Genomic DNA, 11,681 nt, shown 5'->3' with positions numbered 1-11,681 from the left:
CACAGGGGCAGCCTTTTCAGGGGCGGCCTCCTGCGCGGGAGCCTCGGGAGCGGCAGCTTCCGCAGCAGCCTTCACCTCGGGGGGGGATTCCGGTTCCTTCGTTTCGGGAGCCACGGCCGCAGGTGCGGGAGCCTTTGCCGGGGCCTCATCCTTGATTTCGATGGTCGCGCCTTCCACGGCAGCCTGCACCATATGGCGGATGTCCAGCGACACAGGGCAGCTCACCACGCAACGGCCGCAGCCCACGCAGGAGAAGAAGCCGTCGTAGCGCTCAGGATAGAAGCTGAACTTGTGGCTCACGCGGTTGCGCATTCTGTCGGCCTTGGCAGGACGGGGATTGTGACCGCTGGTCTCCAGGGTGAAGAGCGGCGTCATGCAGGAATCCCAGCTGCGCAGACGACGACCGTCAAGCTGCGAGCCTTCATCGGTGATGGTGAAGCACTGGCAGGTGGGGCACAGATAGGTGCACGCGCCACAGGAAAGGCACTTCACGGTTTCCTTGTCCCAGAAGGCCTGATCGGTGAAGCGCGAGGCCACCTTTTCCATGACGTGGGTCAGCTCGGGGGCGGGGTTCAGAGAAGCAGCTGCAGCAGCGTGGGCGGCCTCCGCCTCGGCGGCCTTATCGGCAGCGTCGGCAAAGCCTGCACCTTCCACCAGAGCCTGTCCCTTCTCCGTGATCACTTCAAGCACGAAGCCGCCTTCCACGGCGGTGAAGAGAATGTCCGAGCCTTCCTTATCGGAAGGAGTGCCGCCCACCCAGTTGCAGAAGCAGGAAGTAAAGGCCGTGGGGCACGCCTGCGTCACAATGGTCGTGGCGGCGCGACGCGCACCGTAGTACGGATCCTTGAACTTGCCTTCGAGGTAGGGGCGGTCGAGCACCACGAAGCCGCGAGCATCACAGGGACGACCGCCGAAAAGCACAGTGGGTTCTGCCTCAATGAGAGCCTCAACCGTGGTGGTCAGCTTGGAGGGATCTTCGGCATCCTTGACGGACTTGAAGGTCACCAGCGTTTCGCACTGCGGCAGCATGGCCTGTTTAGGAGAGGCGGTGGCGCGGCGCAGAAGCGCGTCAATGTCGGCCGAGGCGAGCTCTTCGGCCGTCCGGGGACGAAAGACCACGCTCGGGCCTTCCTGACGGGGAGCCAGCACGCGATGGCCGGAGGCCAGACCGGCAAGCCAGCCCGTCAGCTCTTTCGGTGTTGCGAAAAGGAGACTGCTCATGCCAGATCATGCTCCTTGATAGTCGGTTCTTCCACCTGATAGGTGAGCAGCGGAGGCGTGGCGTTCACGTCGAGGCCCGCGCCGTAGCTGAAGATCTTCTGAATCATGCGGCCAAACTGCTGCTTGAGTGCGAACACGGGGATGTCCATGGGGCAGGCGCGTTCACATTCGGTGCAGCCCGTGCAGCGACCAGCAAGATGCTGGGCGTGGATGAGCTGGAAAAACAGCTTCTGCTGCACGGTGTCTTCCTGCGTGACCCAGGCGGGGTCGCGCGTGTCGGACACGCAGTGATCGCGGCACACGCACATGGGGCAGGCACCCCGGCAGGCGTGGCAGGCAATGCAGCGTTCCATCTGGCCTTTCCAGTAGCCCATGCGCTCCTCAAGGCTCAAAGCGTCGAGGAAGCGCAGCCCGGGCAGACGACCGTCGGCCGGAGCCTCAGGCTCGGTGGTGGGATTGCCCACGAACACGTCGGAAACGACGGCGTTGGGCTTGGTGCACAGACGGCACTTGTCCTGAGCCACTTCCGCCATGGTCATTTCATATTCCTGACCGCCTGCGGTAATCGTAAGCTTGTTGCCGCGACCGACGCAGGATTCTATCTTTGCGCCTTCGGGGAGCTTAGCGAGAATGCGGGGCAGACTCACGGTACCGTTGCAGCCCATGCCGAAGATCTTCACTTCCTCACGGGAAATGAGATTTTCAGCGAGAAGTTCCACCACGCCCTTGCTGTCGCAGCCCTTGACCACCACGCCTATCTTGCGGCCCTTGTACTTGGGCAGATACACGGCGAGGTTGTGCACGTTGAAGGGACCCCATATGAGAGAGTCCACTTCTTCGGGAGTGGTCATGAGCACGGGTTCGGCATGAACGGCGTCAAAGCCATTCTTCCAGCCGAGCACGCCCTCAAGGCCTTCGGCAAGCGCGTCCTTGATGGCCTGTTTGAGTTCAGGCAGCGCAGGATGCTCGCCGCAGCCGAGGGGACGGATGGACTCGATGAGTTCCTCGGGGCGGTCGTAGCGGGCAGGCACGTCTTCCCAGCGGGGAGCCGGTCCGAGCGCATGAATGCGGTTCGTGAAGTTGGTGACCACGTCCTTCCAGCGCTGGCCTTCGGAAGCGGAAACCCAGGTGTACTCGAATCTGTCGGGATTAATGCCGATGACCGGCAGAAATTCCTTGAGCAGTTCCAGACGACGGCGGGCGTAGTAGTTGCCCGCGGAGTAATGGCAGTCGCGCGGATGGCAGCCCGACACCAGAACGCCGTCGGCCCCGTTGATGAGGGCCTTGAGCACAAAGAGAGGGTTCACGCGGCCGGAACAGGGGACGCGGATGATGCGAAGGTCGGTAGGCTGAACGGCGCGGGCGGTACCGGCCGTATCGGCGCCGCCGTAAGAGCACCAGTTACAGAGAAAACCTACGATACGGAGCTCCTTGCCAGCTAGGACAGACATAGGGCGTTAACCTCCGCGAGAAGCTGATTGTCGGTGAAGTGGGCGACCTGAATGGCGCCCTGCGGGCAGGTGGCCGTGCAGACGCCGCAGCCCTGACAGACGGTTTCGATCACGTGGGCCTTCTTCTGTCCGCGGATCTCCACCTCTTCAATGGCCTGATAGGGGCAGACCTGAATGCACTTGCCGCAGGCCACGCAGCGCTTGATGTCCACCACGGACACCTGCGGGTCGTTCTCCAGCTTGGGCTTGGAGAAGAGCGCCATGACCTTGGCGGCAGCGGCGCTGCCCTGCGCCACGGAGGCGGGAATGTCCTTGGGGCCCTGGCACACGCCGGCGAGGTACACGCCTGCGGTGTTGGTTTCCACGGGACGCAGCTTCACGTGGCTTTCCATGAAGAAGCCGAAGTGGTCGTAGGAAATGCGCAGCTTTTCAGCCAGATTTCCCGCGCCCTTCGAGCCTTCCACGCCCACGGCGAGCACCACCATGTCGGCATCCACCTCAACGGGCGCGCCGAGCAGCGTGTCGGCGCCGCGCACGATGTAGCCCACCTTGCCGTCGGGACGCACCGTAGGCTGAATGGCGGACACACGGCCGCGGATGTATTCCACGCCGTATTCTTCCTGAGCGCGGCGGGTGAACTCGTCGTACATCTTGCCCGGAGCACGGATATCCATGTAGAACACAAAGGCTTCACTGTCGGGCAGATGATCCTTGGTCATGATGGCCTGCTTGGCCGTATACATGCAGCAGAAACCGGAGCAGTACGGACGACCGATGGAGCAGTCGCGGGAACCCACGCACTGAATGAACACGATGTTCTTCGGCTCCATGCCGTCGGAAGGACGATGAATATGACCTCCGGTAGGACCGGAGGCGGACATCATGCGCTCGTACTGCAGGCTCGTGATGACGTCGGGGTAGGCGCCGCCGCCGTATTCCTTGTAGACTGTCCAGTCCACAAGGTCGTAGCCGGTAGCCGCGATGATGGCGCCAACCTTTTCTTCCACGATTTCATCCACCATGTCGTACACGATGGCGCCGGTGGGGCAGACCTTGGCGCACACGCCGCACTTGCCTTCCTTGATCTTGCGGCAGTAGTCGGGATTGATGGTGGCCTTCTTGGGAATGGCCTGCGGGAAGGGAATGTTGATGGCGCGGCAGTTGCTGATGTCTTCATTGAAGGCGTCGGGCACGTTCTTCGTGGGGCACTTTTCGGTGCAGGTTCCGCAGCCGGTGCACTTGTCCCAGTCGACGTAGGTCGCACGCTTTCTGATCTTCACGGTGAAGTTGCCCACAAAGCCGGAAATGCTCTCCACCTCGGAATGGGCATAGAGCGTGATGTTCGGATTCTGGGCCACGTCCACCATCTTGGGCGCGAGCACGCAGCTTGAGCAGTCGATGGTGGGGAAGGTCTTGTCGAGCTTGGCCATCTTGCCGCCGATGGTGCTTTCGCGCTCCACCATGACCACGCCGATGCCGGAATCGGCCGCATCAAGGGCGGCCTGAATGCCGGCCACGCCGCCGCCGATGACGAGCACGCGCTTGGTCACGTCGAACTGCTTGGCGTAGAGAGGCGTGTTGCGACGCAGCTTTTCCACTGCAAGACGCACCAGTTCGGCGGCCTTGTTGGTGTTGGCTTCGCGGTCGCGGCCGATCCAGGAGACATGCTCGCGGATATTGGCCATTTCAAACATATAGCGGTTGAGACCGGCGCGCTCCACCGTGCGGCGGAACGTGGGCTCGTGCATTCTCGGAGAGCAGGAAGCCACCACAACACCGTCAAGACCATGCTTCTTGATGGCCTGAACGATGTTTTCCTGACCGGGCTCGGAACAGGTGTACATGGTGTCTTCAGCGAAGACGACATCGGGATAGGTCAGCGCGATCTTGGCGACCGTGGCGGTATCTACCGTCGCTTCGATGTTGCTGCCGCAGTGACAGACGAATACGCCGATTTTCATGATGCGGCTCCTGCGGCCTTCATGGCTTCAAGCTCGGCGGAAACACGGGCCTTGCGGCGTTCGGCGATCTTGTCCAGAAGGGGATAGGGATTGACGGCCAGCTTGTCCAGACGCATGGCGTTTTTGGGCAGACCGAAGGCGAGCGCAATGAGCTGGGTGTAGTAGAACACCGGCAGTCCGAAAAAGCTCTTCTTCGAGATTCTGGCGGCCTGACGCTGGCGCAGATCGAGATTCATATGGCACAGAGGGCAGGCGGTGACCACGGCTTCCGCACCCACGGCCTTGGCGGTATCAAGAATGCGGCCGCTCAGAGAACCGGGAATGTTCACGTCCGGAATGCCCATGGCGGCGCCGCAGCACTCCGTCTTCAGGGCAAAGGGCAGAACTTCAGCGCCGAGCGCCTTCATGATGTTGTCGAGCGATACGGGGTTTTCCGGATCGTCGAACTTCGCCACGTGGGCGGGACGGCTCAGAAGACAGCCGTAGTAGGTGACCACCTTGATGCCTTCCAGAGGATAGGTCACGCGGGAGGCGACGTTTTCCACGCCCACGTTCTCCACGATGGCCTGAAGCACGGAATAGGTCTCCATGAGATCCGCGCCGCCGTCGGCGTTGGCCGGGGTAGGAGCATCGAGCAGTTCGTCCACCTTCGCCTTGAAGGCAGGCTTCTGCATGCGGTAACGGGCCATCTTGAGATTGGAGGAGCAGCTCGGGCAGGGAGAAATCACGCAGTCGGCGCCGGTTTTGGCGGCCTGCATGAGGTTGCGCGCGGCAAGAGCGCCGGAGAGCTCGTGGCTCACGGAATGCGCGGGAGTGGAACCGCAGCAGTTCCAGTCTTCGATTTCCACGAGATCCATGTTCAGAGCGTTGCACACCGCGCGGGTGGAGGCTTCATACTCCACAGAGGTGCCGTGGCCCGAACAGCCGGGATAATAGGCGTATTTCATGGCTCAGCTCCTCTTTTCCGCATAGCGCTTGAATATGCGCGCCACTTCCTCGCGTCCGTGAATGACCGAGGGAATGAAGGGCATCTTGTTCTTTCTGAGCGCCATGGGCGCGATTTCCAGATTGCCCCAGCCACGCAGGGTGCGCCCCATGTAGTCGGCCATGACGCCGAGCTCGTAGGAACGTCCCGTGACGTGCACGGTATCAAGAAACGCCTTCCAGAAGGATTCGATGGGACGATCCTGCACCAGGCCCTCGCGACGGGCCATCATGCGCAGCGTTTCCATCACCGCGGCCACGTCGATGTTGTTGGGGCAGCGGGCGCTGCAGGTCGAACACGACAGACACAGCCACAGCGAACGGTTCTTCAGGGCTTCATCCTTGAGGCCCATCTGCACGGCGTGCATGATCTGGCTGACCTGACGGTCATAGACCTGAGCGCCGGGGCAGCCCGCCGTGCACTTGCCGCATTGATAGCAAGTCGACAGATTCTGACCGCTCTCTTCTTCGACCTGATGCTTGAACTTCAGGTCCTTGGCTTTATCAAGCCTAGTGATGTTCATAGAGACTCCCCTTGAAGACTTTTTTACAACCATCAGAAATCACAACGCATTCCGAAATGGAGCAGGAAAAGTCATTCAGTGTCTGACAAAAAAAGGACAGCAGTATCCCTTTTAACGCCATCAAGTAGAACATACTTCCGAGGGCAAGTCTATACTCACCCTCTCGAAAAAGGGAAAAAAGTATCCCAATTTTTTATTTTTTTTCCAATACCATATATAGATTTTTTTCACTTTGGGCAAACGGTCACATAAAATATTTCCTGAAATATTGCCCGTTTTTTCCTGCACGTTGCTCTTTGCCTGTCCGCGACGACTGCGCTCAGCGCTCCGGGCAAAACAACGACGAGACGGGAGGAATGTTTCCCCGCTTCATGACTTCGGCGCAGAATCTCTCCGCGTCCGCAAGCGTGCGCACAGGATCAAGAGTAAGAAAACGTCTGTCCCGATACAAAAAGCGCCCGTCCACCATGGTATGGACCACATTCTCGCGCGTGGCCTGATACACGACTCTCTGCACGGGATCGCGCCCCCAGGCCGGCAGCGAATGGGGCATGTCCATGTCAAGCACTGCAAGGTCGGCCTTTTTCCCAGGTTCCAGACTTCCGAGATCCTCCGCCTGTCCCATGGCGGACGCGCCGCCCCTCGTGGCTATTTCCAGCGCCTCCAGCGCCGGCATGACCTTCGGATCATGCGTGAGTGCCTTTTGAAGAATGGAAGCCTGTCTCACTTCCATGAGCCCGTCCATATGGTCGTGCGCGCCGTCGAGCCCGAGCGCCACGTCTGCGCCCATGGCCCGAAGCTCCGCCACGGGCGCGATGCCGGACGACAGCTTGGTGTTGGACGAGGGACAGTGCACTGCATGGGTGCCGGTATCCGCAAGGATGCGCTTTTCCTCCTCATCGAGCCAGATGCAGTGCGCGAGCACGACATCCTTTCCCGTGTAGCCGATGCGGTCGAGATAGCGGACGTTGCGCTCATGACAGCGAGCTTCCACCAGCGCGATTTCTCCAAGATTTTCCGAGGCGTGGGTATGCAGACGCAGCCCGTTCTGTCTTGCAAGGTCACGCGCCGAGGCAAGCAGCGCCTCCGAGCACGACGGTACGAAACGCGGAGCCACGGCGTAGCGAAGACGCCCGTTTTCCGCCATATGCCAGCGGCGTATGAGCCGCTCCGTCTCGCGGATGCAGGCGGCCGGCTCTTCGCGCATGACGGAAGGCAGATCGTCTCCCATGTCCATCATGCACTTGCCGAAGAGTCCGCGCAGACCGGTTTCGGCCATGACCTCGAACACGGCGTCCTCATGCAGAGTGGTGCCCATGTCGATGAGCGAAGTCGTGCCGCTGCGGATGAGCTCCATGGCGGCGAGACGCGCCGAGGCGGCGTTGCTCTCCATGGTGTGCGAGGCCTCCATGGGCCAGGTGCGCTCACGCAGCCATTCCATGAGGGCAAGATCGTCGCACAGACCGCGGAAAAGCGCCTGCGTCACGTGCATGTGCGCCTGAACAAGGCCGGGGATCACGGTCATGCCGTGAAGGTCCACCACTTCCGTGCCGTCATCCGCCGTGCCTTCAACCGGCTTTTCCGAGCCTTCGGCACGCGGCGTCACGGCGGCTATGCGATCGTTCTCCACCAGAATGTCGGCCCGAAGCACGCGCCGCCCGCTGTCCATGGTAATGACAAGTCCGTCGCAAAGCAGTGTCTTCATGCGGCATCTCCCTTATGATAAGCGCGGATCATGAGCCACAGGCCCGCCGCAAGCAGCGGCAGACAGAGAATCTGCCCCATGGTTACCCAGCCTGCAAAAAGATAGCCGAGCTGCGCGTCCGGCACGCGAAAGAACTCCACAAAGATACGGCTTACGGCATAGAGCACGCCGAAGAGCCCGGCCACCGCACCGCGGGGACGCGGACGTGAGGAATAAATCCACAGAATGACGAAGGTAAGCAGGCCCTCAAGACCGGCTTCGTAGAGCTGGGAAGGATGCCTCGGCAGCGGCCCCGCGCCGGGGAAGATCATGCCTAAGGGAGAATCCGTCACCTTGCCCCAGAGCTCTGCGTTGATGAAGTTGCCCATGCGGCCGAAAAAAAGCCCGGTGGGCACGAGGGGCGCCACAAAGTCCAGCATGTCCAGAAGGCTCACGCCGTTTTTCCGGCCCCACAGCCAGCAGGCCGTCACCACGCCCACGAGTCCGCCGTGAAACGACATTCCGCCGTTCCACACGCGGAAAATCTCCACAGGATCGGCCAGATAGACGGAAAGATCGTAAAAAATCACATAGCCGAGCCGCGCGCCGAGAATGACGCCGAGCATGGCCCATGTCACGAAATCGTCCACCATGGACGCCGTCCACTTCGACCACGGCCGGGAGGCGCGAAACCTGCCGAGCAGCCAGCCCGCAAGGAAGGCGAAAACATACATCAGGCCGTACCAGTGAAGCTGAAGGGGCCCGACGGAAAGCGCCACGGGATCTATGGAAGGGTATTGCATCTCATTCTCCTTGTTCCGGGCTCCTTACCATAAAAGAAGTGGACAGACCAGAGCCCCGCCCTTTTCCTTCGTTTCCGGCATGAACATGGCCTCCGTCTTTCCCCCCTGCTCTTCCTGCTGTGCATTTCTGTGTTCCCGCAACGAGGCTCCACGCCGCATGACGTACCGTTTTTTCAGGGCAAGGCGCAGGTCATCGAAACGATTCCGGTTTCCTTTCCGGAAGCGCTCGAAGAGCGTACGGACTCCTTGGGAGGCTCAGACTGGTCCTGGAGGACACGTTCATTTTTAAAGCTGTCGGCGGAACGGAAAAAAATCACGACCGTGCCTGTCCCTTCCTGCCCGCATTCGCTGCAAAGGCCGGAACTGCACGGAAATCTCCAGAAAAAAACAGGCAGAAAACGCTTTACGATGCCCCATGACTACGCTACTTCCGAAGAAAAAGAACAAGGAGCCGTCATGCTCAAAAGCGCTCGTCCCTTTCCTTTCGCCGCGGCTGCGGCAAGCCTCACGGGCCTTCTCTTCTGCCTGTGGGTGTTTCTTACCGGAGGCCGGGCCCTCTGCCTGACCGACGGCTGCACGCTGTTCCAGGATTTCCGCCTTGCCGGCATCTCCCTGTGGCAGGCCGGAATCGTGCTGTTTTCCGCCCTTCTTGCGCTCGCCCTTCTGCGCCTGTCCCGCGCGGCGTATCTTCTTGCCGCGCTGGCCCTCGCCGCAGACGCCGTGCTGCTTTGCATCATGCTCTTCACCGCGCCGTGCGTGAACTGCCTCATTGCGGGCTCGCTCATCGCCGTAACGTTCCTTGCCTTCCGCGCCGCCTGTTTGCCTGTCAGACGGGAACGCTCCAGACTTGCCGCCCTGTGGCTCGTGCTTCTCGTCGTCGATCTCGGCGGCGTCGTGCGCGACCTTGCCGAGCCGTGGACGCCCCTGCCCGCGCAGGAGATTTCTTCCGTGGAGGTCTATTTCTCTCCAAGCTGCCCCGCCTGCCGGACGCTGCTCTCCCGCGCCGACGAAATTGACAGCTCCGCCTGGTACCCCGTGCCCGAAGACACGAGGGACATCTGGATCATCGCAGGCATGATCGAAAGACTGGAAAAGGGCATGCCGCTTGCACAGGCCGCCGCCGAAGCCCGGCAGTCCGTGCCCGAAGGCGAAGCCTTTGAAAGCGACGCCTCCTTCCGTCTCGGCCTTCTCAGACCAGGCATGCTGCTTCTGCAGCTGAGACTCTGGCGCAATCACGCGCACGTGCTGGCCGCAGGCTCCGACCGGCTGCCCTTCGTGGAATTCAGAGGGCTGCCCGCCTTCCTTGCCGAACCAGAGCCCCTGCCGTCGAGGGAAGAAGAGCACGCTCAGGCCGCGGATTCCTCCGTGCTGACGGACATTCCCGGACTCGGCGTGGCCGGGTTCTGCGACGGCGAGAGCGAAACGCCCTGCGAAGATCCCCCGGCGCTTCCCTCTTCCGGCGCACTCATCGACACAAGCGGCATGGTCCAGTAAATGCCACAATCTCTCTCATTTTTTTTCAATCCATCGACATTGCAGGGAAAACGGGCTCAATAAGCAATAATGCCGACTTGTCTCCCGCTAAAACTTAAGCTAACCTCTGCAAAATTAGCGGCCATTTTTCGGCTGCAGCTTTTTACCATTATTCACGCAGGCATACATGGACATCGCAGAACTGTGCAGCAATCGGCGCGAGGCGCTGGTAGATCGCTGGGTCAACCGATTCTTTGCCAGCTATCCTCTTGACAGCAAGGGTTTCATGCGGACAAGCCGCGACCGCTTCGCCAACCCCGTGGGTGAGACGACGCGCCGTTCGGCTTCCGTGCTCTTCGACGCGGTCATCGGCAGGGATACGGAACCCGACATCGTGAAGCAGGCCCTTCACGATCTCATCTGGGTACGCGCCGTGCAGGACATGCCCCCCTCCAAGGCCGTGGGGGCGCTGTATCTGCTCAAGGAAATACTGCGCAGCGAAGTGCTGCCCGAATGTCTGAAGCCGGAGAACTCCGGCCCTGAGGTTCTGAAGGCGTACCTCGACGTGGAGTCCAGGCTTGACACCCTGGGCCTTCTCGCGCTCGACATGTACTCCGATGCGCGCGAACGCGTGTTCAGAATCAGAGTGGAGGAAGTAAAGCGAAGCCAGTCGCAGGTGATACGGCTGGCCAAGCTTCGGAGGGAGCAGGCGGAATCTGCTCCTGAAACTGAAAATCGAGGGGTAGAGGAATGACCATCGCATTTGCGGCCACTCTGCTCATCCTTCTTATAGGATGGGCGGGGTCAGCACTTGGCCTGCAGTATCTGCTCGGCGTGATCTTGCCGCTGGTAGCGGGTGCTGTGTTCATCATCGGCTTCATCTGGAAGATCGTCCGCTGGGCTAAATCGCCCGTACCGTTCGCCATTCCCACTGTGGCGGGCCAGCAGCGTTCTCTGGACTGGATCAAGCCCAACCGTCTCGAATGCCCGTGGACCACGCCCGCCGTCGTCGGCCGCATGATCCTCGAGGTGTTCGCCTTCCGGTCGCTGTTCCGCAACACCCGTGCGGAACGCACCACCATCGACGGAACGCCGCGCATCACCTATTTTTCCAACAAGTGGCTGTGGGTGTTCGCCCTGCTGTTCCATTACAGCATGCTCGTGATCATCATCCGCCACGCACGCTTCTTCCTTGACCCGGTGCCCGTGTGCATTGCCGTCATCGAATTCGTGGACGGCGTGTTCCAGGTGGGCGCTCCCCGCTTCTACCTGACCGACGCCTTCATTCTCGGCGCCCTGGCCTTCCTGCTGCTGCGCCGCGTGTGCACGGAAAAGCTCCGCTACATCTCGCTGCCTGCCGACTATTTCGCGCTGTTCCTTCTCATCGCCATCGCCGGTTCCGGCATCTGCATGCGCTACATCTCCAAGGTGGACATCAACCAGGTGAAGGAAGTCATCATGGGCCTTGCCACGCTGCAGCCCGTGGATCCTTCCGGCATCGGCTCCATCTTCTTCATCCATGTGACGCTGGTGAGCGCGCTTCTCATCTACTTCCCCTTCTCCAAGCTGATGCACATGGG

At 60.8% G+C, this 11,681-nt stretch carries 10 protein-coding genes; 3 read left to right on the top strand and 7 right to left on the bottom strand.

Going from position 1 to position 11,681, the window contains the following annotated elements; all coding sequences use genetic code 11:
* The 7 genes from Q0J81_RS08230 to lgt all read right to left on the bottom strand — a co-directional run.
* Nucleotides 1-1,221, bottom strand: a 1,221-nt coding sequence (locus tag Q0J81_RS08230; protein ID WP_366937522.1) for a 4Fe-4S dicluster domain-containing protein, incomplete at its 3' end; no start/stop codon positions are given.
* Nucleotides 1,218-2,672, bottom strand: coding sequence for a hydrogenase iron-sulfur subunit (locus Q0J81_RS08225; RefSeq protein ID WP_294447127.1), 1,455 nt, complete (start codon nucleotides 2,670-2,672; stop codon nucleotides 1,218-1,220). The genes Q0J81_RS08225 and Q0J81_RS08230, both read right to left, overlap by 4 nt.
* On the bottom strand, nucleotides 2,660-4,633 hold the full coding sequence (locus Q0J81_RS08220) for a CoB--CoM heterodisulfide reductase iron-sulfur subunit A family protein (protein WP_294447126.1): 1,974 nt from the start codon (nucleotides 4,631-4,633) through the stop codon (nucleotides 2,660-2,662). The genes Q0J81_RS08225 and Q0J81_RS08220 overlap by 13 nt, the downstream gene beginning before the upstream one ends.
* Entirely contained in the window at nucleotides 4,630-5,580 is a 951-nt protein-coding gene (locus tag Q0J81_RS08215) for a CoB--CoM heterodisulfide reductase iron-sulfur subunit B family protein (RefSeq protein ID WP_294447125.1), read from the bottom strand. Before Q0J81_RS08215 ends, Q0J81_RS08220 begins: the two co-directional genes overlap by 4 nt.
* 3 nt (nucleotides 5,581-5,583) lie before the next feature.
* Complete coding sequence (locus tag Q0J81_RS08210; RefSeq protein ID WP_294447124.1) at nucleotides 5,584-6,141, bottom strand: 4Fe-4S dicluster domain-containing protein; 558 nt, start codon at nucleotides 6,139-6,141, stop codon at nucleotides 5,584-5,586.
* Between the two features lie 319 nt (nucleotides 6,142-6,460).
* Entirely contained in the window at nucleotides 6,461-7,846 is a 1,386-nt protein-coding gene (locus Q0J81_RS08205; protein ID WP_294447123.1) for a 5'-deoxyadenosine deaminase, read from the bottom strand.
* On the bottom strand, nucleotides 7,843-8,628 hold the full coding sequence (gene lgt / locus Q0J81_RS08200) for a prolipoprotein diacylglyceryl transferase (protein ID WP_294447120.1): 786 nt from the start codon (nucleotides 8,626-8,628) through the stop codon (nucleotides 7,843-7,845). The genes Q0J81_RS08205 and lgt overlap by 4 nt, the downstream gene beginning before the upstream one ends.
* A 456-nt stretch (nucleotides 8,629-9,084) precedes the next feature.
* Between lgt and Q0J81_RS08195 the strand changes: the two genes are divergently transcribed.
* The 3 genes from Q0J81_RS08195 to dsrM form a co-directional block, all read left to right on the top strand.
* Complete coding sequence (locus Q0J81_RS08195) at nucleotides 9,085-10,122, top strand: hypothetical protein (RefSeq protein WP_294447118.1); 1,038 nt, start codon at nucleotides 9,085-9,087, stop codon at nucleotides 10,120-10,122.
* Between the two features lie 166 nt (nucleotides 10,123-10,288).
* The gene (locus Q0J81_RS08190) at nucleotides 10,289-10,855 is read left to right on the top strand and encodes an RsbRD N-terminal domain-containing protein (protein ID WP_294447116.1); all 567 of its coding nucleotides are present in this window, start codon (nucleotides 10,289-10,291) and stop codon (nucleotides 10,853-10,855) included.
* A partial coding sequence (gene dsrM, locus Q0J81_RS08185; RefSeq protein ID WP_294447115.1) for a sulfate reduction electron transfer complex DsrMKJOP subunit DsrM occupies nucleotides 10,852-11,681 on the top strand: 830 nt, incomplete at its 3' end. The genes Q0J81_RS08190 and dsrM, both read left to right, overlap by 4 nt.

Source organism: uncultured Mailhella sp. (assembly GCF_944324575.1).
Classification (GTDB): domain Bacteria; phylum Desulfobacterota; class Desulfovibrionia; order Desulfovibrionales; family Desulfovibrionaceae; genus Mailhella.
Note: the sequence above shows the minus strand (reverse complement) of the source record. Positions and strands in the feature narration are given on the sequence as shown.